At 64.4% G+C, this 19,974-nt stretch carries 21 protein-coding genes; 13 read left to right on the forward strand and 8 right to left on the reverse strand.

Annotated elements, in window-relative coordinates; translation table 11 throughout:
* Positions 1 to 13: 13 nt before the first annotated feature.
* The 13 genes from AC3WS4_RS08930 to AC3WS4_RS08990 all read left to right on the forward strand — a co-directional run bounded on the left by AC3WS4_RS08930 (position 14) and on the right by AC3WS4_RS08990 (position 12,157).
* Positions 14 to 2,020, forward strand: coding sequence for a conjugal transfer protein TraG (locus AC3WS4_RS08930; protein ID WP_492734937.1), 2,007 nt, complete (start codon positions 14 to 16; stop codon positions 2,018 to 2,020).
* The gene (locus AC3WS4_RS08935) at positions 2,017 to 2,436 is read left to right on the forward strand and encodes a CopG family ribbon-helix-helix protein (RefSeq protein ID WP_492734935.1); all 420 of its coding nucleotides are present in this window, start codon (positions 2,017 to 2,019) and stop codon (positions 2,434 to 2,436) included. Before AC3WS4_RS08930 ends, AC3WS4_RS08935 begins: the two co-directional genes overlap by 4 nt.
* Before the next feature lie 140 nt (positions 2,437 to 2,576).
* The gene (gene trbB, locus AC3WS4_RS08940) at positions 2,577 to 3,563 is read left to right on the forward strand and encodes a P-type conjugative transfer ATPase TrbB (RefSeq protein ID WP_492734933.1); all 987 of its coding nucleotides are present in this window, start codon (positions 2,577 to 2,579) and stop codon (positions 3,561 to 3,563) included.
* Positions 3,560 to 3,892, forward strand: coding sequence for a TrbC/VirB2 family type IV secretion system protein (locus AC3WS4_RS08945; protein ID WP_492734931.1), 333 nt, complete (start codon positions 3,560 to 3,562; stop codon positions 3,890 to 3,892). Before trbB ends, AC3WS4_RS08945 begins: the two co-directional genes overlap by 4 nt.
* Positions 3,892 to 4,161, forward strand: coding sequence for a VirB3 family type IV secretion system protein (locus AC3WS4_RS08950; protein ID WP_492734929.1), 270 nt, complete (start codon positions 3,892 to 3,894; stop codon positions 4,159 to 4,161). Before AC3WS4_RS08945 ends, AC3WS4_RS08950 begins: the two co-directional genes overlap by 1 nt.
* The gene (gene trbE, locus AC3WS4_RS08955; RefSeq protein ID WP_492734927.1) at positions 4,158 to 6,605 is read left to right on the forward strand and encodes a conjugal transfer protein TrbE; all 2,448 of its coding nucleotides are present in this window, start codon (positions 4,158 to 4,160) and stop codon (positions 6,603 to 6,605) included. The genes AC3WS4_RS08950 and trbE overlap by 4 nt, the downstream gene beginning before the upstream one ends.
* Positions 6,602 to 7,318, forward strand: coding sequence for a P-type conjugative transfer protein TrbJ (gene trbJ, locus AC3WS4_RS08960; RefSeq protein ID WP_492734925.1), 717 nt, complete (start codon positions 6,602 to 6,604; stop codon positions 7,316 to 7,318). The genes trbE and trbJ overlap by 4 nt, the downstream gene beginning before the upstream one ends.
* A gap of 10 nt (positions 7,319 to 7,328) precedes the next feature.
* Positions 7,329 to 7,640, forward strand: coding sequence for a putative entry exclusion protein TrbK-alt (gene trbK-alt / locus AC3WS4_RS08965; protein WP_492734923.1), 312 nt, complete (start codon positions 7,329 to 7,331; stop codon positions 7,638 to 7,640).
* Positions 7,637 to 9,013, forward strand: a complete 1,377-nt coding sequence (gene trbL, locus AC3WS4_RS08970) for a P-type conjugative transfer protein TrbL (protein ID WP_492734921.1) — start codon at positions 7,637 to 7,639, stop codon at positions 9,011 to 9,013. The genes trbK-alt and trbL overlap by 4 nt, the downstream gene beginning before the upstream one ends.
* A gap of 3 nt (positions 9,014 to 9,016) precedes the next feature.
* Entirely contained in the window at positions 9,017 to 9,700 is a 684-nt protein-coding gene (trbF, locus tag AC3WS4_RS08975; protein ID WP_492734919.1) for a conjugal transfer protein TrbF, read from the forward strand.
* On the forward strand, positions 9,697 to 10,722 hold the full coding sequence (trbG, locus tag AC3WS4_RS08980) for a P-type conjugative transfer protein TrbG (RefSeq protein WP_492734917.1): 1,026 nt from the start codon (positions 9,697 to 9,699) through the stop codon (positions 10,720 to 10,722). Before trbF ends, trbG begins: the two co-directional genes overlap by 4 nt.
* Positions 10,719 to 11,939 carry a TraB/TrbI/VirB10 family type IV secretion system protein gene (locus AC3WS4_RS08985; protein ID WP_492734915.1) on the forward strand — a complete coding sequence of 407 codons (1,221 nt, stop codon included), beginning with the start codon at positions 10,719 to 10,721 and terminating at the stop codon, positions 11,937 to 11,939. Before trbG ends, AC3WS4_RS08985 begins: the two co-directional genes overlap by 4 nt.
* Positions 11,936 to 12,157 carry a DUF2274 domain-containing protein gene (locus tag AC3WS4_RS08990; protein WP_492734913.1) on the forward strand — a complete coding sequence of 74 codons (222 nt, stop codon included), beginning with the start codon at positions 11,936 to 11,938 and terminating at the stop codon, positions 12,155 to 12,157. The genes AC3WS4_RS08985 and AC3WS4_RS08990 overlap by 4 nt, the downstream gene beginning before the upstream one ends.
* Before the next feature lie 14 nt (positions 12,158 to 12,171).
* On the opposite strand, the gene AC3WS4_RS08995 is transcribed toward AC3WS4_RS08990, so the two are convergent.
* The 8 genes from AC3WS4_RS08995 to AC3WS4_RS09030 all read right to left on the reverse strand — a co-directional run bounded on the left by AC3WS4_RS08995 (position 12,172) and on the right by AC3WS4_RS09030 (position 19,967).
* Positions 12,172 to 12,480: a hypothetical protein gene (locus AC3WS4_RS08995; protein WP_492734911.1), complete on the reverse strand. Its 309-nt coding sequence runs from the start codon at positions 12,478 to 12,480 to the stop codon at positions 12,172 to 12,174.
* Entirely contained in the window at positions 12,477 to 13,424 is a 948-nt protein-coding gene (locus AC3WS4_RS09000) for a LysR family transcriptional regulator (RefSeq protein WP_492734909.1), read from the reverse strand. The genes AC3WS4_RS08995 and AC3WS4_RS09000 overlap by 4 nt, the downstream gene beginning before the upstream one ends.
* A gap of 95 nt (positions 13,425 to 13,519) precedes the next feature.
* Entirely contained in the window at positions 13,520 to 14,359 is an 840-nt protein-coding gene (locus AC3WS4_RS09005) for an alpha/beta fold hydrolase (RefSeq protein ID WP_062342954.1), read from the reverse strand.
* A gap of 51 nt (positions 14,360 to 14,410) precedes the next feature.
* Positions 14,411 to 16,045: a long-chain fatty acid--CoA ligase gene (locus tag AC3WS4_RS09010; protein ID WP_492734907.1), complete on the reverse strand. Its 1,635-nt coding sequence runs from the start codon at positions 16,043 to 16,045 to the stop codon at positions 14,411 to 14,413.
* Positions 16,046 to 16,918, reverse strand: a complete 873-nt coding sequence (locus tag AC3WS4_RS09015) for a VOC family protein (RefSeq protein WP_492734905.1) — start codon at positions 16,916 to 16,918, stop codon at positions 16,046 to 16,048.
* 79 nt (positions 16,919 to 16,997) lie between these two features.
* Complete coding sequence (locus tag AC3WS4_RS09020) at positions 16,998 to 18,065, reverse strand: TIGR03857 family LLM class F420-dependent oxidoreductase (RefSeq protein WP_492734903.1); 1,068 nt, start codon at positions 18,063 to 18,065, stop codon at positions 16,998 to 17,000.
* A gap of 43 nt (positions 18,066 to 18,108) precedes the next feature.
* Positions 18,109 to 19,365, reverse strand: a complete 1,257-nt coding sequence (locus AC3WS4_RS09025; RefSeq protein WP_492734901.1) for a phosphotransferase family protein — start codon at positions 19,363 to 19,365, stop codon at positions 18,109 to 18,111.
* A gap of 23 nt (positions 19,366 to 19,388) precedes the next feature.
* A complete protein-coding gene (locus tag AC3WS4_RS09030; RefSeq protein ID WP_492742716.1) occupies positions 19,389 to 19,967 on the reverse strand; it encodes a hypothetical protein in 579 nt (192 codons plus the stop codon).
* Positions 19,968 to 19,974 lie beyond the last annotated feature (7 nt).

Here is a 19,974-nt window from a genome sequence, read left to right on the forward strand (position 1 = left end):
AAGGAGATAGCCCATGTCCGCGACCAAGATTCTGTGGGGTCAGATCATCATCGTCTTTTTGGTCGTGCTCGCCGGGGTGTGGGGCGCGACGCAATGGACTGCGGCCGCGCTCGCCTATCAGCCCGAGCTGGGCCGCCCGTGGTTCGTGACGCTGGGCTATCCCGTCTATCCGCCGCCGGCCTTCTTCTGGTGGTGGTTTTCGTTCGACGCCTACGCGCCGCGCATCTTCGAGAAGGGCGCGTTCATCGCCGCGTCGGGCGGGTTCGCGTCGATCGCCGTCGCGATCGGCATGTCGGTATGGCGCGCGCGCGAACTGAAGAACGCCCAGACTTATGGATCCGCGCGCTGGGCGGAAGCGAGCGAGGTTCGCTCCGCGGGCTTGCTTGGGCCGAACGGCGTCATGCTCGGGCGGCTCGGAACCGATTATCTCCGGCACGATGGGCCGGAGCATGTCTTGTGTTTCGCGCCGACACGCAGTGGCAAGGGCGTCGGCCTGGTCGTGCCGACCCTGCTCAGTTGGCCGAGCTCGGCGATCGTGCATGACATCAAGGGCGAGAACTGGCAGCTCACCGCTGGCTTTCGTGCCCGCCACGCACGGGTGCTGCTGTTCGATCCGACCAACCCGCTATCCGCCGCCTACAATCCCCTCCTCGAAATCCGCAAGGGCGCCTGGGAGGTGCGCGACGTGCAGAACGTCGCCGACGTGCTGGTGGACCCGGAAGGCAGTCTCGAGAAACGCAACCACTGGGAAAAAACCTCGCATGCGCTGCTGGTCGGCGCGATCCTTCATGTGCTGTATGCCGGCGAGGACAAGACGCTAGCGGGCGTGGCAGCCTTCCTATCCGACCCGCGCCAGCCGATCGAGTCGACATTATCCGCCATGATGACCACGCCGCATCTCGGCGAGGCCGGCGTCCATCCCGTCGTCGCCAGTGCCGCACGCGAACTGCTGAACAAGTCGGCCAACGAGCGATCGGGCGTGCTGTCCACCGCCATGTCGTTCCTGGGCCTCTATCGCGATCCCGTCGTCGCGCAGGTTACGCGGGCCTGCGAATGGCGCATAGCGGATCTGGTCGAGGGGGAGCGGCCGGTCACGCTCTATCTTGTCGTTCCGCCGAGTGACATATCCCGCACCAAGCCGCTCATCCGCCTCATCCTCAACCAGATCGGACGCCGGCTCACCGAGGAACTGACCCCGAAGCAGAGCCGCCACCGCGTGCTCCTGATGCTCGACGAGTTTCCGGCGCTGGGGCGCCTCGACTTCTTCGAGTCCGCCCTGGCCTTCATGGCCGGCTACGGCCTGAAGGCGTTCCTGATTGCCCAAAGCCTCAACCAGATCGAGAGGGCGTATGGCCCGAACAATGCGATCCTCGACAACTGCCATGTGCGCGTATCGTTCGCCACCAATGACGAGCGCACCGCCAAGCGCGTGTCGGACGCGCTCGGCACCGCCACCGAGATGCGGGCGATGAAGAATTATGCAGGGCACCGGCTCTCGCCCTGGCTCGGCCATCTGATGGTCTCGCGCTCCGAAACCGCCCGCCAGCTCCTGACCCCCGGCGAGGTGATGCAGCTTCCGCCCGACGACGAGATCGTCATGGTGGCCGGCGTGCCGCCGATCCGCGCCAAGAAGGTGCGCTACTTCAAGGATCGGCGCTTCACCGAACGGGTGCTGTCGCCGCCGGACCTGAGCGTCGGACGAAGCCGAGCGCGGCCCGACGACTGGAGCGCCCTCCCGCCGCTCGCCGCGCCCCCGCCAGCCGAACTGCCGCGGCAGGACCAGGCGCGCGAGGCCGTGAGCGAGGATGAGGATGATGAAAACGCCGGGCTGCGCCGGCAGCCCGACTTGGAACGGCATATCGACATCGCACCGCAGCCCAGGCCCGCGCCCGCCAATGAGTTCGAGCTGGACGAACCGGACCCCGACACTGACGCCGCGCGGCAGGCGGCGGCGCGTCGCCAAATGCAGGGCGCGGCGCGGCAGGCCTCGCTCGATCCCGGCGACGGCATCGAGCTATGACGACCAAGACCCCATTCTCGGTCTATCTCGATCCGGAGCTGATGCAGTCGCTCGCGGCCTATGCTGACCGCAGGGGCAAGTCGCGCTCGCTGGTCGCTGAGGCGGCTATCGCGTCGTTCTTGTCACCCGACGCCGATGAGCAGCGCGAAGCGGCTATTGCCAAGCGGCTTGATCGGATTGACCGGCGCCTGACCCGGCTTGAGCGCGATGTCGGGATAGATGTCGAGATGATCGCGCTGTTCGTGCGCTTCTGGCTGTCGAACACGCCCCCGCCGCCTGAGGCCGAGCGCGATGCCATGCGCCGCTTGGGGAACGACCGTTACGATGCCTTCATGACGGCGCTCGGCCACCGACTCGCGAAGGGACCGAAGGTCCGGCAGGAGATTGGCGAGGACTTTCCGTCCCAGGACGGCTGAGCCGCCTACGCTGCTCCCTGTCTTTCTTCGCCAGACTACGACGCCTGCATTTCCTTGTTGAATCCCGACCTTTCCTGTCTCTCTTGATGTGCCCCTGACGCCGGGCGGCGGTTCGCCCGGCCCAATTCAGGGGCTGATCCTTGACCGTCCAACCGATCCGATCCGAAGCCAGCATGCGCGGCGCGCGGATGTTGCGTACGGCGCTCGGGCCATCGATCGCGGCTTGGCTCGACGATCCGGCCGTCATTGAGGTGATGCTGAACCCCGATGGCCGGCTGTGGCTCGATCGGCTCGGCGAAGGGATCAGCGACACCGACATGACGCTGGCCGCCGCGGACGGCGAGCGCATCGTGCGTCTGGTCGCGCATCATGTCGGCGTCGAGGTTCACGCCCGGTCCCCACGCGTCTCGGCCGAGCTGCCTGAAGGCGGCGAACGGTTCGAGGGGCTGTTACCACCCGTCGTCGCCGCGCCGGCCTTCGCGATCCGCAAGCCCGCGGTCGCGGTGTTCACGCTGGGCGACTATGCGGCGGCCGGCATCATGTCGGCCGCGCACGCCGAGGCGCTGCGCCAGGGCGTAGAGACGCGCGCCAACATCCTCGTCGCGGGCGGGACCGGCAGCGGCAAAACCACGCTGGTCAACGCGCTGCTGGCCGAGGTGGCGAAGACCACCGATCGTATCGTGCTGATCGAGGATACGCGCGAGCTGCAATGCGCTGCGCCCAACCTCGTCGCCATGCGGACGAAGGATGGCGTCGTCTCGCTGTCCGATCTCGTGCGGTCCTCACTGCGCCTGCGCCCTGACCGCATTCCCATCGGCGAGGTGCGCGGCGCTGAGGCGCTCGATCTTCTCAAAGCCTGGGGCACCGGCCATCCCGGCGGCATCGGCACCATCCACGCCGGGACCGCGCTCGGCGCACTGCGCCGGATGGAACAACTCATTCAGGAGGCGGTGGTCACCGTCCCGCGCGCGCTGCTGGCCGAGACCATCGACCTGATCGCCGTGCTGATCCGCGACGGGCACGGCCGCCGGCTCGCCGAGCTGGCCCGCGTCGACGGACTCGACCCCGCCACCGGCGACTACCGCCTCACCCCGCTTTCCCCAACCCAGCCAGGAGACCTCCCATGATCCATGCTCTTACGTCTGGCGCACGTCGCGCCATGCTCACCGCTTCGGCCAGCCTGCTCGCGCTGACCTTCGCCGTTCCCGCCCATGCGTCGGGATCGTCGATGCCGTGGGAAGCGCCGCTCCAGTCGATCCTCGAAAGCATCGAGGGGCCGGTCGCGAAGATCATCGCGGTGCTGATCATCATCATCACCGGACTGACGCTCGCATTCGGTGATACGTCTGGTGGCGCGCGCAAGCTCATCCAGATCGTGTTCGGGCTATCGATCGCCTTCGCCGCGTCGAGCTTCTTCCTGTCGTTCTTCTCGTTCGGCGGCGGAGCACTAGTCTGATGGAGGCCGGCGAGCCGATCTCCGGCTACTATGCGCCGGTTCACCGGGCGCTGACCGAGCCCATCCTGCTCGCCGGTGCTCCCCGCTCGCTCGCCATCGTCAATGGCACGCTGGCGGGCGCGATCGGTCTCGGCCTGCGGCTCTGGGTCGCGGGCCTGGTCATCTGGGCCATCGGCCACGCGATCTCGGTCTGGGCGGCGCGGCGCGACCCGCAATTCGTGGATGTGGCCCGGCGCCACCTCCGCTTTCCGACATGGATGCAGTCATGATGAGCTTGCGCGAATACCGCCACAAGGCGGCGCACCTCGCCGACTTCCTGCCCTGGGCCGCGCTGATCGCCGAGGGGGTTGTGCTCAACAAGGACGGATCGTTCCAGCGCACCGCCCGATTTCGTGGCCCCGATCTCGACAGCGCCACGCCGGCCGAGCTGGTCGCGACGAGCGCCCGGCTGAACAGTTCGCTCCGCCGGCTCGGCTCGGGCTGGGCCATATTCGTCGAAGCGCAGCGCACGCCCGCGCTGGACTATCCAGATGCCGCGTTCCCTGATCCGGTCTCGGCACTGGTCGATATGGAGCGGCGCGAACAGTTTCGCGAGGAAGGCGCCCATTTCGAGAGCGCCTATTATCTCACGCTGCTATGGATGCCGCCGGCCGAGGAAGCCGCCCGCGCCGAAGGCTGGCTTTACGAGGGCCGGTCCACCACCGGCGCCGATCCGTGGGAGCTGCTCAAGAGCTTTACCGATCGCAGCGATCGCGTGCTCAATCTGGTCGAGGGCTTCGTCCCCGAAGTTCGCTGGCTCGGTGACAGCGAGACGCTGACCTATCTGCACAGCACGATCTCGACCCGGCGCCAGCGCGTTCGCGTGCCGGAAACGCCAATGCACCTCGATGCGCTGCTCGCCGACGAGCCGCTGACCGGTGGGCTCGAACCGAAGCTCGGCGACCATCATCTCCGCACGCTGACCGTCACGGGGTTCCCGAGCGTCACCTTTCCCGGCCTGCTCGACGAGCTGAACCGGCTGGCATTTTCCTATCGCTGGTCGACCCGCGCGATCATGCTCGACAAGACCGACGCGACGAAGCTGCTCACGCGCATCCGCCGCCAGTGGTTCGCCAAGCGCAAAAGCGTTGCCGCCATCCTGAAAGAGGTGATGACCAACGAGGCGTCCACGTTGCTCGATAGCGACGCCTCGAACAAAGCCGCCGACGCCGACACCGCCCTGCAGGAGCTGGGCGCCGATTATGCCGGCATGGCCTATGTCACCGCGACGGTGACGGTATGGGACCGCGACCCCGCCATCGCCGCCGAGAAGCTGCGGCTGGTCGAGAAGGTCATCCAGGGCCGAGACTTCACCGTCATCCCCGAGGGCATGAACGCGGTTGAAGCGTGGCTCGGCTCACTCCCCGGCCACACCTACGCCAATGTCCGGCAACCCCCGATCTCCACCATCAATCTCGCCCACCTGATCCCCCTGTCAGCAGTATGGGCGGGGCCGGAACGGGACGAGCATTTCGGTGCGCCCCCCTTGCTCTATGGCAAGACCGAAGGCTCGACCCCGTTCCGGTTTTCCCTTCACGTCGGCGACGTCGGCCACACGCTGATCGTTGGCCCGACCGGCGCCGGCAAGAGCGTCCTGCTCGCACTCATGGCGATGCAGTTCCGCCGCTACGAGAAGGGCCAGGTCTTCGCCTTCGACTTCGGCGGCAGCATCCGCGCCGCCGCGCTCAGCATGGGCGGCGACTGGCAGGATCTCGGCGGGATGCTCGCCGACGAGGCCGGCGACGGTGTGCAGCTCCAGCCGCTCGCCCGGATCGACGAGTCCGCAGAGCGCGCCTGGGCGGCGGAATGGCTGGCGGCGATACTGACCAGCGAAGGCGTGGCGGTCGATCCGCAGGCCAAGGAGCATCTGTGGTCCGCGCTCGGCTCGCTGGCGTCCGCGCCGGTTGCGGAGCGGACGCTGACCGGCCTCGCCGTGCTGCTTCAAAGCCAGCAGCTCAAGCAGGCGCTCGCACCCTATTGCATCGGCGGGACGTGGGGACGGCTCCTCGACGCCGAGGCTGAGCGCATCGGCATAGCCGACGTGCAAGCCTTCGAGACGGAGGGCCTGGTCGGCGCTGGATCGGCCGCCGCGGTGCTGTCCTATCTCTTCCACCGGATCGGCGACCGACTGGACGGCTCACCCACGCTCATCATCATCGACGAGGGCTGGCTGGTTCTCGACAGCCCCGACTTCGCCGCGCAGCTCCGCGAGTGGCTGAAGACGCTGCGCAAGAAGAACGCCAGCGTCATCTTCGCCACGCAGAGCCTTGCCGACATCGAGACGAGCGACATCGCGCCGGCCATCATCGAGAGCTGCCCGACGCGCATCTTCCTGCCGAACGAACGCGCGGCCGAGCCGCAGATCGCGGCCATCTACGAGCGGTTCGGCCTCAATGCCCGCCAGATCGAAATCCTCAGCCGGGCGACACCCAAGCGCGACTATTATTGCCAATCGCGGCGCGGCAACCGGCTGTTCGAGCTGGGCTTGGGCGAGGTCGCGCTGGCCTTCGCCGCCGCGTCGTCGAAGACCGACCAACTCGCCATCGCCGAGATCATCGCAACCCACGGGGCATCCGCGTTCGCGGCCGAGTGGCTGCGCCATCGCGGCTGCGCCTGGGCGATCGAGCTTCTCCCCGAATCCAATCCTCAACCCCAGCAGGAGTTACCGCTATGAAAACCGCTTATCTGCGCCGCGCCATCCTGGCCGGCGTTCTCACCATGTCGGGCGTCATCGGCATCACCGCGGCGACGCCGGCCTACGCGCAGTTCGGCGGGATCGTCTATGATCCCACAAACTATGCGCAGAACGTGCTGACCGCCGCCCGGTCGCTCCAGCAGATCAACAACCAGATCCAGCAAATACAGCAGCAGGCGACCAGCCTCATCAACGAGGCGCGCAATCTAGCGTCGCTGCCGTTCAGCTCGCTCCAGCAGTTGCAGCAACAGGTGCAGCGCACGCAGCAGCTACTCGGGCAGGCCCAGCGCATCGCCTACGACGTCCAGAACGTCCAACAGGTGTTTACCGGCCGCTATACCGGCTCGGCGCTGACCGGCACGCAGGCGCAGATGGTCGCCAATGCCAATGCGCGCTGGGAAGATAGCGTCGGGGCGTTCGAGGATGCGCTGAAGGTCCAGGCCGGCGTCGTCGGCAACATCGACGGCGCGCGCACGACGATGGACGGGCTTGTCTCGGCCAGCCAGTCGGCAACCGGCGCGCTTCAGGCCACCCAGGCGGGCAATCAGCTTCTCGCGCTACAGTCGCAACAGCTTGCTGATCTCACCGCCGCCGTTGCCGCGCAGGGCCGCGCCCAGGCGCTCGAAGCGGCGCGGCACACCGCCGAGGAGGCCGAGGGCCGCGAGCGGTTCCGCCGCTTCATGGGCAATTGAGGCGGACCTTGTGCTGCACGCTTCCTCACGCACGGTTAAAATCGCGGGCGTTGCCGCGGTCGCGGGCATGATGATGACGGTGGCGATCGTCGCCGCCACGCACCAGCCCGAGTCCGCGCCGTCGCCGCCCGTCGCTGTGCGCGAGGATGTGCGCCATGACCGGCTCGCGCGGGAACTCGACCGCTGCTCGACGCTCACCATGCCCGATGCCGGCTGTGAGGCGGCATGGGCTGAGAACCACCGCCGCTTTTTCCGTCAGCCCGCTCCCGAAGCGGGGAATGGCGCGGGCACGGCGCCTCCCGTGGAGAATAGCGCGCCATGAACGACACCGGCGTCATCGACACGTTCCTGGGCGTCTTCACCACCTACATCGACAGCGGATTTGGGCTGCTCGGCGGTGAAATCAGCTTCCTCTCGACCACGCTGATCGCGATCGACGTGACGCTGGCCGGCCTGTTCTGGGCCTGGGGCGCGGATGAGGATGTGTTGCAACGCCTCGTCAAGAAGACCCTGTATATCGGCACCTTCGCCTTCATCATCGGCAATTTCTCCAACCTCGCCAACATCGTGTTCCAGTCCTTTGCCGGGCTCGGTCTCAAGGCAAGTGGCAGCGCGATGTCGATCGCCGATTTCATGAAGCCGGGCACGATTGCGGCCACCGGCCTTCAGGCCGGCAAGCCGCTCCTGGATGCCGCAGGTCAGTTCTCCAACCTTTGGGCCGTGTTCTCGAACCTGGCTCTCATCATCGTGTTGCTGCTCGCCTGGGTGATCGTGGTGCTCGCCTTCTTCATCATCGCGGTGCAGATCTTCATCACCCTGATCGAGTTCAAGCTGGTGACGCTGGCGGGCTTCGTGCTGCTGCCGTTCGCTTTCTTCAACAAGACCGCCTTCATGGCCGAGCGTGTGCTGGGCCATGTCGTCTCGACCGGCATCAAGGTGCTGGTGCTCGCCGTCATCACCGGCATCGGCACGACGCTGTTCAATCAGTTCACGAACGCGAGCCTGGGCACCGGGCCCGACATCAATCAGGTGATGGCGATCGCGCTCGCCGCTTTGTCGCTGCTCGGCCTCGCCATCTTCGGCCCCGGCATCGCCAACGGCATCGTCTCGGGCGGGCCGCAACTCGGCGCGGGCGCAGCGGCTGGCACCGCGCTCGCCGCAGGCGGGGCGTTGGTCGGCGGCGCGGCTGCCGCTCGCCTTGGCGTCGGAGCGGCCGGCGCTGCCGTCGGCGCGACGGGCCGAATGGCAGGGGCCGCCGCACGCGGAGGCGCTCAGATGGCGGGCGGTGCGACCAGCGCCTACAGCCTCGGGTCGCTCGGCAAGAGCGGCGGCGCCGCGGTCGCGGGCGGCATGGCCGCCGTCGGCCAGGCGGCGGCCGGCAGCGCCGCCAGTGCCGTCCTCTCGCCCTTGCGCAAGGCGGCGGCCAAGGGCGGCGAGGCGATGAAGGCCAGCTTCCGCTCCGGCGCGCGCGCCGGATTCACCGCCACCGGCGGCACCATCACGGGCGGACCAGATGCCGCCGCCGCGTCCGCATCCGGTCCGGCCGCGTCCAGCGCCGCTGCTCAACCCGCCTGGGCGGTCGCCATGAAGCGCCGGCAGTCCGTGACCCACGGCGCGACCGTGCTCGCTCACACGATGAAGGCCGGCGACAGCCACGGCGGCGGCGGCGGCCCCGACATCAAAGAGAAGGACTGATCGATGTTCCGACGCCCGACCATCCGCTATGGCCAGACTCCCGAACCGACGACACCCTATCAACGCGCCGCGCAAGCATGGGACGACCGGATAGGATCGGCCCGTGTGCAGGCTAGGAACTGGCGGCTCGCTTTCTTCGGCACACTCGCCCTGTCGGGCGGATTGGCCGGCGGGCTCGTCTGGCAATCGGCGCGCGGCCATATCGTGCCCTGGGTCGTGCAGGTCGATCGGCTCGGCGAAGCGCAGGCGGTCGCACCGGCGGAGGCAGGGTATCGGCCGACCGATCCGCAGACCGCATTCCACCTCGCCCGTTTCGTCGAAGAGGTGCGCAGCATTCCTGCCGATCCCGTCGTCGTTCGCCAGAACTGGCTTCGCGCCTATGACTTCACCACCGACAAGGGCGCGCTGTTCCTCAACGATTATGCGCGCGCCAACGACCCGTTCACACAGGTCGGCAAGGTGCAGGTCGCGGTGGATGTGTCGAGCGTGATCCGCGCTTCACCGGACAGCTTCCGCGTGGCCTGGACCGAGCGGCGCTATCAGGACGGCAGCCTTGCCGCCACCGAACGCTGGTCGGCGATCCTCACCGTCGTCTTCCAGCCGCCAAGAACGCCTGACGCCCTGCGCAAGAATCCGCTCGGCCTCTTCGTCAACGCCCTCAACTGGTCAAAGGAGCTGTCGCAATGACGCGCCCACCGTTTCGTCGTGCCGCCTCGGCGGTCCTCCTGGCATCCGCCTCCGCGCTTGGCGGTTGCGCCACCACATCGGCGAAGCCGCCCGCGATTGCCTATGACAATCCGTCCCCGGCGATCGTCGCGACGCCTGCTCCCGAAGCACCCAAACCCGTCGAAGTGGTGACGATCCTCGAGCCGCTGCCGCTCCCCGGCCAGTTGAAGCCTGTCGCCGCGAACCCGCGCCCGCCCGAACCCGCCGATCCGCGCAACCGCGTCGGCGTGGCAAATGCCGCTGCCCGTGTTCAGCCGGTTCGCGACGGCTTCCTCAATGCCATTCAGCAATACCCCTGGACGGACGGGGCGCTCTATCAGGTCTACACCGCGCCCGGCCAGGTGACGGACATTGCCTTGCAGGAGGGCGAACAGCTCGTAGGGCCAGGGCCGGTAGCGGCCGGTGATACCGTGCGCTGGATCATCGGCGATACGGTGAGCGGCAGCGGCCCGACCGCGCGCGTGCATATCCTCGCGAAGCCAACGCGGCCGGACCTGTCTACGAACCTCGTCATCAATACCGACAGGCGGACCTACCATCTGGAGCTGCACGCGACGCCGAGCACCTACATGGCGTCGGTCTCGTGGACCTATCCGCAGGACGCGCTGATCGCGCTGCGCCGCGCGAATGCGGCGGCGGCTTCGGCCGCGCCGGTCGCGAGCGGCGTCGACGTGTCCGCGCTTAATTTCCGCTACCGCATCGATGGCGACCGCGCGCCGTGGAAGCCGCTCCGCGCCTTCGACGATGGCCGCCAGGTGTTCATCGAGTTTCCCACCGGGATCTCGCAGGGCGACATGCCGCCGCTGTTCGTGACCGGCGCGGCCGGCAATGCCGAACTGGTCAACTACCGCGTCCAGGGCCGCTACATGGTGATCGATCGCCTGTTCGCCGCCGCAGAATTGCGCCTGGGCGACAAGCGCAGTGCGCAGCGCGTGCGGATCGTGCGCGACGGGGCGAACACGCCTCGGGAGCGGCGGCCGTGACCGATCCTGCTGAATTCTCCGCCGTCGAGCCTGCCGCGCCCCCGGCCGATCCAAATGCGTTTCAGCTCAGGGGCGACCCGCCGCGTGTCATGCGCCTGTCGAGAAAAGCCCTCGCGGTTGTCGGCGTCGCCGCTGGCCTCGGCATCGGCGGATCTCTGATCTATGCCCTGCGGCCTCCCAGCCCGCACGAGGCCAAGGAACTCTACAACACCGACAGCCGCGCCGGCGACGCGATCACTTCCGGCCCGAAGGACTATGCGCAAGCGCCCAAACTTGGTCCGCCGCTCCCCGGCGATCTCGGCCGGCCGATCGTCTCGGCGCAGGAGCGAGGGGCCGCCGTGCCCGTGCCGCCGATCGGCGGCCAGGCCGCGCCGCCCGATCCGCGTGCGCAAGCCGCGGAGGCCGCGCGGCAGCGCGCGCAACAGGAGCGCGACGCCGTCCGTACCAGCACGGTCTTCCTCGGCGGCGGCGCGGCGGGCGCGACCGGAGCGCCCGCGCAGCCTGTGGCGTCGGTCGGTTCGCCGACGCCACCCGCGACCGCCGCGGCGCAACCCGCCGGCGCGCTAAGCGATCAGGCCGCCAAGAGGGCGTTCATGGGTCAGGCGTCCAATCAGCAAACCGTGAGTGTCGAGCGGCTCACGGCGCCGGCTTCACCCAACATCGTCCAGGCCGGCAGCATCATTCCCGCCGCACTCATCACCGGCATCCGTTCGGACCTTCCCGGCCAGATCACCGCCCAGGTGACGCAGAATGTCTATGACAGCATCACCGGCCGCATCCTGCTCATTCCGCAAGGCGCTCGCTTGATCGGCGAGTATGACAGCCAGATCACTGCGGGGCAGACTCGCGTGCTGTTCGCGTGGGACCGGCTGATCCTGCCGGACGGCCGCTCGATTGTTCTCGAGCGCCAGCCCGGCGCCGACGCGGCTGGCTATGCCGGCTTGCAGGATCGCGTGAACCAGCATTGGGGCAATCTCTTGAAGGCGGCCGCGATCTCCACCCTCCTAGGGATCGGGGCAGAGATGGGCGCAGACGAGGATGACGATCTGACCCGCGCGCTGCGCCGCGGCACGCAAGACACCATCAACCAAACCGGCCAACAGATCGTGCGGCGACAACTCGACGTGTCGCCGACCCTCACTATCCGGCCTGGCTATCCGCTGCGCGTGGTTCTGACGCGCGATTTAGTGCTCGAACCTGTCGGAGCTGCACGATGACGAAATTGAAGCTCGGGCCGCTCTCCGACGATCGGCCGGTGAAACTCTCGGTGGAGTTGCCGGCCACTGTCCATCGCGATCTTCTCGCCTACGCCGCCGCGCTCGCGGCGGAAACCGGGGGTTCGCCGGTCGCGCCCGAGAAGCTGGTCCCGCCGATGCTGGCGCGGTTCATGGACACCGATCGCGGCTTCCGCCGGCAACGCGCGCAGGGTCGTTAAACGCGATCCCGCGCTCAATTACCCATGAATTTCTTGAACCGGTCGCGTCCTTCGGCCTCGACAACGGCTTGCTCGGCATTGGCGCATTCGTCGCCGCGCACCGACCCATCCCGACACCCAGCGACGATCCCCCGCGCTTCCTCAAGATGCGCCGCGAAATAGGACTTGCCCCGTGGCTCTACTGATACGGACACTGCGGACGCCGGGCTGGCGACCACCGCCGGGGCGCTGGCAGGCCGGATTACCGGACGCAGAGTGAAGACCGCTCCGAATCCGATGATGAGCGTGACCAGCGCTATGATGAAGCTCTTGCCTTGGGTCATAACTGTTCCTTTCTCGGCTTAAGGGATGACAGCGGCCGCACCGGCATGGGCGGCAGAGAATAGCGCGCGGCTACGAAATCGAGGAACCTGCGCAGGACGGGATTTTCGTTGTGCTCGCGCCAATAGCCCGAGAAGCCGATCCGCATGTAACCGTTGTTCTCGTGGACCTCGCGAAACACGACGCCCGGCACCTGGATACCGAGTGCTGATTCCGCGACGATCGAGATGCGCCCGCCGAGCGCGAGGGTACTAAGCACCGTATCGCGGCCGATATCGTCCATGTCGATTTCGGGCATGTAGCCCGGCATGCCCAACTTCCCCAGCAGCATGTTGCGCGTCTCCGGGCCGGGATCGCGCGCGGTCAGCAGGAAGCGCTCGCCGGTCAGATCGCTCCAATAAATACGCTCTCGGGCGGCGAGCGGATGGCTCTCCGGCATCGCCACCAAGATGCGTTCGCTCCAAAAGGGGCGGCTCATCAATCCGCGAAAAGGTGCCTCGCCGGTTAGGATCGCGATGTCGAGCAAGCCGTTCTCTATCCCGGCCAGCAGCATGTCCCGGTCGCGTTCGAATCCCCGGACTCGTACTTCGGGATAGCGCTCATCGAACTCGCTCAGCGTCGCCCGAAGATTGCCGGCGGAGAAGGATGTATAAAAGCCCACTGCGAGCCTACCAGCGTGGCCGTTCCTGGTGGCGTGGACCCAGGCGTTTAGCTCCCCGAACTCCTTCACGATGCGCTGGGCCGTGCGTAAGTAAATCTGGCCATTCGCCGTCAGCGTCGCGCCGCGCGTCTTGCGGTCGAAAAGGACCATCCCGAGACGCTTCTCGGTTTCGAGGATATGCCGGCTGATTGTCGCCTGCTTGATGTTCAGGCTGCGCGCCGCGCGGCTGAAGCTACCGGCCTCGGCCGCCGCGATCAGATAGCGGAGCTGGCGTAACTCAATCACCGGCTCACCGACATGATATAAATGGGACTGATGTATCGGAAATACATTGTATGGCGATTGATCACGCCGGCTAGGGCGTGATCAACGTAAATCAGCTATTGCCGATTTACGAACTCATCTACCAGTATATTGAACTCCTCGGGCCTTTCCCATTGAGCCCAGTGGCCGCATTTGGCGAAGATATGCATGTCAGCATTGGGGATGAGCTTGCGCAGGACGAACCCGGCATCGAGCGGCAGGACGCGATCCTCGGCACCCCAGATGATGAGCGTGGGGCTTGCGATCCTGTCGAGGCCCTGGTTCCACAGATGGTCATTGGGGTGCGCCATCAAGGTGCGCAGCGGCGGGTTGGCGGCTGTTTCGGGCAGCGAGGCGATCTTCAGGCGTTCCTCCAGCAGATCCTGCGTGATCGATGAACGGTCATAGACCAAAAGGTCGGTGACCCGCGCGAGCTTTTCGAGCGTCGGTCCTTCCTCGCCGTAAAAGTCGAGCATCCGCTGCAACCCCTCGGTTGGGAATGGCGACAAGGTCGGTAAGCCGCCGCCAGGCCCCATCAGCACCAACATGTCGACCCGTTCGGGCGTGTCGAGCGCGAAGCGCAGCGAGGTCATGCCGCCCAGCGAGTTACCGACGAGGCTCGCGCTCTCTATGCCGGCATGATCCATGACATCGCGCACGGCATTGGCGAGCGACACGATGAGCCCGTCAGGCTGGGCGCGCGGCGCGGACTGGCCATAGCCCGGGAGATCGAGCACGATCACCCGGTTGCGACGGGAGAGGGGCTTCACATTCTTGCGATAATTGCTGTAACCATAGGCACCCGGCCCGCCGCCGTGGATCAGGATGATCGCCGGGCCGTCGCCCCAGCTATGGTAATGGACGCGGCCATCGGCGGCATCGGCGAACCGGCTTTCGGGCGCCACGGTATCGGTCATTATCGTCTCCTGTTCGATCACGTGTGAAAGCTGCGGCGCGGCTGATCAGGTCTATGCGGCCGGCTCGGCAAGCACGCGGCCATATCGGTCGCGGATCGCTTTTTTGTCGATCTTGCCGGTGGCGGTGAGCGGGACAGTGTCGATGATGATGCGGTCGGGCATCCACCATTTGACAATGCGCGGTTCCAACCACGCCGTCATGTCTTCGCCGGTCATATTGCTGCCTGCATGCGGTTCGACCAGCAGGATCGGACGCTCTTCCCATTTGGGATGGTGGACCCCAGCCACGGCGGCAACCTTCACACCGGGACACCCCGCCGCGATATTCTCCAGATCGATCGAGCTGATCCATTCGCCGCCCGATTTGATCACGTCCTTCTTGCGGTCCGTGATCCGCATGAAACCGAACCGGTCGATGGTGGAGATGTCCCCTGTGTCGAACCAACCATCGGCATTGATCGCGGGTGCATCGGAGCGGTAATAGCTGTCTAGCACCCAGGGTCCGCGGACCATCAACGCGCCGGATTGCTCGCCATCATGCGGTAGGTCTCGCCCGTCCTCATCGACGATCTTCATTTCGATGCCGAACATCATCCGGCCTTGGCGGGTCCAGATTGCCTCATTCTCCTCGTCTTTGCCGAGCGCGGCGAGCGCGGGCGTGGGAGTGGAGACGACGCCGAGTGGACTGGTCTCGGTCATCCCCCAGATCTGCTGCACCACGACACCGAGCCTGTCGAACGTGACCGCCATGTCGCGCGGCACGGCCGAACCGCCGATGATCACCCGCTGCAGGCCGCCCGGCGTCTCTCCCGTCCGCGCCAGATGATCGAGATACAGGGTCCAGATCGTCGGCACGCCGCCCGAGAATGTGACGCCTTCGTCCACAATGAGCTGCTGAAGGCTGGCGCCGTCGAATCTGTCGCCAGGAAAGACGAACTTCACGCCATTGATCGCGCCGGCAAAGGGCAGGCCCCAAGCCGTTGCATGATAGAGCGACTGGCACGGCATGACCACGTCGAAGGCAGAGAAGTTGAGGGCACCGCTCAGGCCCGCCGCAAGAGCGTGCAGCACGACCGAACGGTGCGAATAGAGCACGCCCTTGGGATCGCCCGTCGTGCCCGACGTGTAGCACAGGAACGCGCCCGCATTCTCGTCGAGCCGGGGCCAGTCAAAATCTCCGGCCTCGCTGGCCATCAGGCGCTCATAGCAGCCCCAACCATCGATCGTGCGATCGGCGTCGCTCAGCAGGACATAGTGCTCGACCGTCTCCAGCCGGTCCCGGATCCGATCGACGATCTCGACCATGTTGCGATCGAGCAGCAGCACCTTGCTGCCCGCATGGTTAATGGTGAAGACGAGATGCTCGTCGGGGAGCCGCGGATTGGCTGTATGCAGGACCGCGCCCATGCCCGGCACCGCGAAGAACAGCTCGAAATGCCGGTGCGTGTTCCATGCCAGCGAACTCACCCGGTCGCCAGGCGCCACGTCCAGCCGCGACAGCGCCTGCGCCACCTGCGCCGCGCGTGTCCAAGCCCGCGCATAATCATATCGCCATATCGGCTCATCGATATTTTTTGACACGATCTCCCGGCCACCATGCGCCACTGATGCAAAGCGCAAAATGTCTGCGATATTTAGGGAAGCATTTTGCATCAAGCCGGGCAACACGTCCTTCTCCTCGCACATTCAGATGGCCTGGAACTCATGGCCCCATTCGCTGATGCGGTCGTGGATCACCGGCTCCCAGGTGTCCTCGTCATCGATCCTGACGCCGCCATAGCCTATTTCCATCATGAATTTGGAAGGCGTGTACGCGTAGAAGGATACGATCCGGTCGTTCGAATGCTGGCCCAGCGTCAGTCCGATGGGGATGCCGGCGGCCTGCACGCGTTCATACGCCCTCTCGACATCCTCCAACTTACTCATCTCCAGCTCGAAATGATGGAGTTTGCTCTCTCCTCCCAGCCCCTCGGCGAAGGCGATGGAATGATGGCGCGGGCCGGTATGCAGGAACGAGGCATGCATCGTGCTGCCATCGGGCATTGGCTGGTAGATATAATCGGAAAGCTGCGCGAACAGCGCCTCGCGCATGAACTTCTCGTCGCCCTTGTGGTCGTTCGAGTTGAAGGCGACGTGACCAATGCCCTGGTCGCCCGTCACGAAACCATGCGGAACCTTGTCCGAAACGAACGGAGAGCCCGCGTCTTCCAGACCCAGCGCGATCTCGTGCCGGGCTCCGACAGGCCCTACGAAATAGAAAAACCGGTCTACGCTCCGTAGCCGGGCGGAGGCCTCGTCGCCATCCCGCGTGGCAACACCAAGGCTCTCGAGGTGCGAGCGGAGCTGATCGAAGCGCTCCTGGTTACCGGCGTCCCAACCGATCCAAGCAATATCGTCCGTTGGTCCTTCCACAAAGTGGAAGCGCCTGGCCTTCTCGTCAATCCGGCAGAACAGCCCGTCCTTCGACCGCTCGACGCCAAGACCGATCAATCCCGCAAAACGCTCCCACGCATCCAAGCTAGTTACCTCTAGCCCGAAATACCCCGTTTTGATCAACATCCTTTTTCTCCTTCGAGCCTAGTTGCAGATCAGCGCCATCTGATACCGGAGCCTTCCTCCGAGATCCGCAAATGAGTCTTCAGCTACGTGCGCGTCGCCGTAGCGACCCAAATGCTGCCACGAGTGGCCCCTGTTGGTCGGGAGTGGTGCCGTGGAGCAAGATCTGATCGGCGCCCGCGGCGAGATACTCCCCGAGACGGGTTGCGCACTGGTCAACATTTCCGATAGCGGCGCCGCTGGCGAACCAGTGCGAGGGGATCAAACTGGCGGCCTCGGCAAGGAGCCGGCGCGATTCCGCGACGTCGCTATGGCCAAACTCCAATCGATTTAGACCTGTCGCGACAATTTGATCTATAGGCGCCTGATCCCAATCGTTCATCTTGATAATGGGCAAACCGATTTCATGATGCATGAAGTAAGACACGGCACGCGCCTCGAGAACGTTGGAGCGCTCTTCAGGGGATAGCGTGTCGGGCGCCGTTACCACGATCGCATAGACGGTGATCTTATGTGGATCACGTCCAGCCTGCTCCGCCGCCTCACGGACGATCCGTATCGAACGAGCGACACCTTCCGTAGTTAAAAACGGATGCAGGACCACTCCGTCGAAATGCGCACCTGCCAGCGCGAGCGTCTTGGGGCCGACGCCTCCCAGAATGACTGGAGGCGGATTCTCGCATGCCTGAGGAAGTTGCATCTCAGGAAAATTTCCCGCAGGGCCAGTATAGGACACCGTCTTGCCGGCCCAGAGCTGTCGAAGGATACCGACGTGATCTGCCATTCCCGCATTATTGAGAACAGGTATGCCCATTTTACGGAAAAGAGGTGGAAATGACCGCCCAAATCCTAAGACAAAGCGACCGCCGCTGAGTGTTTGTAACGTCGCGCTCATACCGGCTTGTACAAGAGGATGCCGGGTTCCAAAATGCGTGATTCCTGCGACCAGTTGAACCCGGTCGGTGACCTGCGTCAGGGCCCCCATCACAGATCCAAGTTCTTTGGTGTCCCAGCGTTCTGACAAGAAAATCCCGCCAAGTCCGATTCTCTCCCCCTCTTGCGCCTGCGTGAGGCCCACACGCGCATCCGAGGCACGACCAGGGAGGATATAGGCATTTAATACGTCTGTGTTGATGTCAGCCATTTTCATATCTCTTCACCGAATTTACCGCGATATTACAAGCATTCATGTTTTAGGGAGCGGAAATCCAATCTTTAACTAACTCATCTTCAAATTGTCCATTCACTGACGAAACACAGTGCACATTTTCAAGAATTTGTCGTAATGACTCCAAGAACGGATAGCTAATACCCCCGAACCATGCCAGCACGACGTCTTGATGTGTCTTTGATCCATCGGCAGCGCGAAGTCCGGCGCCTAGGGTCATAGCGATTGCGCGCCAGTGCGCGAATATTCGGTAATATTCAAATCGCTCCTCATCGATAGGCATTCCACTAGCTCGCTCATAATTTCTTAAAAAATCATCGCGAGCGTAGAAGGAAGAACACAGCTGGGTGCCAGTTTCATCGGGTGTGCAGAACAAAGGCAATGTTGCCCACGCTAAATCGAAATGCCGGTCTCCAAAGAAACCTAATTCCCAATCGAGAATAGCAGTAATGCGCTTACTCACCGGATTGAAAAGGAAGTTTCCTGTCCTATAGTCACCGTGTACCAGAGAAACAAAGTCCAGCGGCTTGCGATTTCGCCTCAGCCATTGTTCCGCGAGGTTCATGAGCGGAACGGCCTCAAGCCGATCTTCCTCCCAAACCCGAGCCCACCAATTTATCTGCCGATCGATGTCCTCGGTCGTGCCTGCACTCGGAATATCAAAGGATGATAGATCGGCCCCCTTGACATCCAGTGTATGGATACGGGCCAGATAATCTATGAACTGCGGACCGAGTGTAGCTCGATGTTCCGCGTCAAACTGTACTCCAATGCCCGTCACATTGCTGGTGCCCGTCGGCGGCTTCTGCACGCCTTCAACGAAGCCACAGACGATCGAGGGTCGCCCCAGATGTGCTCCTGCACCATCCTCCCAATATGGAGGAGGAACCGGAATGTCACTCTTAACTGCGTTGAGGAGCTGAAACTCACGCGTCCTTTCGGTCGTGACGATGGATTCGACAGGGTCGCGGCCGAGCACCATCCGTTCGCCAGTGCGGCGTTCACCATGGTAAGTCCAATCTAACTCGAAAACATACTGTTCCTTGGAGGCGCCGCCAGAGAGGGGGCGAAGCCCCCGGATGGTAAATGGATCTTGGGTGTGCCTGGAAATTAGATCCTGCAGCCCCGTTGCAATATCCCTTTCGCGTGTCCAATCCTCACTCGGGTAGGTCCGCTGCTCAAGCTTTCGGGTCAGTGCGCTGTCCACTGTTCGCTCGGTCGGGAAGCGAGTCCGGATGCTGGCAATCCAGTCAGCAGGTGGCGAATTTCGAATATCGATCATCTGTATCTCCAAAATCTCGCCAATCAGTTATGTTGTTCAGCCTGAACGCTAAATTGTCTCGGTTTATCGAGAGTGTCCTCCAGCGGTAGCAAGCTCTCGGGAAACACATCGAAGCCGGTGGGCGCGACAAACGCCCGTTCACGACGGAGCTGATCCTTTTGATGTCTGATTATGATCCTGGCGACACGGGAGCGTATGTCAGCATCCTCGCAGGCGGCAAAATCGGCCGTGAGCCCCGCAATCGACTCCCTCAACGCGTTGTTTGCGTCGCGGAGTGCTGCGAGCGAACATTGCCAACGAGCGGGCAGCGCCATAGCGGCAGCCGCGTCAGCTCGGATCGTCGCAGACACACTATTTGCATCGACCTCGGTAAGGGCCTCGATCAAAGCGGCGTGCGAGAGAACGTCGATTGCCTCGAACCAATGGACGTAGTCAATCTGTTGACGAATGAGATCCAGCGAGCCAGCTACAACTTTGGCTTGCTCCAAAGCTGTCTGATTTGACGGATCGATCGCTGGAGTGATCGTTTCCTTCATGGCCTTGATCATTGCTCTTAACCGGAGATCGATGCTTGGCTGCACGGAAGTACTCCTGCCTTTCATGATAGAT

Source organism: Sphingopyxis sp. EU05-FHT14B03, assembly GCF_058790875.1.

Excerpts from the sequence above, each read along its gene's own strand:
- AC3WS4_RS08930 (WP_492734937.1), top strand. The coding sequence starts at position 14 with ATGTCCGCGACCAAGATTCTGTGGGGTCAGATCATCATCGTCTTTTTG.
- trbJ (WP_492734925.1), top strand. The coding sequence starts at position 6,602 with ATGAAAACCGCTTATCTGCGCCGCGCCATCCTGGCCGGCGTTCTCACC.
- AC3WS4_RS08995 (WP_492734911.1), bottom strand. The coding sequence starts at position 12,480 with ATGACCCAAGGCAAGAGCTTCATCATAGCGCTGGTCACGCTCATCATC.
- trbG (WP_492734917.1), top strand. The coding sequence starts at position 9,697 with ATGACGCGCCCACCGTTTCGTCGTGCCGCCTCGGCGGTCCTCCTGGCA.
- trbF (WP_492734919.1), top strand. The coding sequence starts at position 9,017 with ATGTTCCGACGCCCGACCATCCGCTATGGCCAGACTCCCGAACCGACG.
- trbE (WP_492734927.1), top strand. The coding sequence starts at position 4,158 with ATGATGAGCTTGCGCGAATACCGCCACAAGGCGGCGCACCTCGCCGAC.
- AC3WS4_RS08935 (WP_492734935.1), top strand. The coding sequence starts at position 2,017 with ATGACGACCAAGACCCCATTCTCGGTCTATCTCGATCCGGAGCTGATG.
- AC3WS4_RS09005 (WP_062342954.1), bottom strand. The coding sequence starts at position 14,359 with ATGACCGATACCGTGGCGCCCGAAAGCCGGTTCGCCGATGCCGCCGAT.
- AC3WS4_RS08990 (WP_492734913.1), top strand. The coding sequence starts at position 11,936 with ATGACGAAATTGAAGCTCGGGCCGCTCTCCGACGATCGGCCGGTGAAA.
- AC3WS4_RS09015 (WP_492734905.1), bottom strand. The coding sequence starts at position 16,918 with ATGTTGATCAAAACGGGGTATTTCGGGCTAGAGGTAACTAGCTTGGAT.
- AC3WS4_RS09020 (WP_492734903.1), bottom strand. The coding sequence starts at position 18,065 with ATGAAAATGGCTGACATCAACACAGACGTATTAAATGCCTATATCCTC.
- AC3WS4_RS08945 (WP_492734931.1), top strand. The coding sequence starts at position 3,560 with ATGATCCATGCTCTTACGTCTGGCGCACGTCGCGCCATGCTCACCGCT.
- trbL (WP_492734921.1), top strand. The coding sequence starts at position 7,637 with ATGAACGACACCGGCGTCATCGACACGTTCCTGGGCGTCTTCACCACC.
- AC3WS4_RS08950 (WP_492734929.1), top strand. The coding sequence starts at position 3,892 with ATGGAGGCCGGCGAGCCGATCTCCGGCTACTATGCGCCGGTTCACCGG.
- AC3WS4_RS09030 (WP_492742716.1), bottom strand. The coding sequence starts at position 19,967 with ATGAAAGGCAGGAGTACTTCCGTGCAGCCAAGCATCGATCTCCGGTTA.
- AC3WS4_RS09025 (WP_492734901.1), bottom strand. The coding sequence starts at position 19,365 with ATGATCGATATTCGAAATTCGCCACCTGCTGACTGGATTGCCAGCATC.
- AC3WS4_RS09010 (WP_492734907.1), bottom strand. The coding sequence starts at position 16,045 with ATGTGCGAGGAGAAGGACGTGTTGCCCGGCTTGATGCAAAATGCTTCC.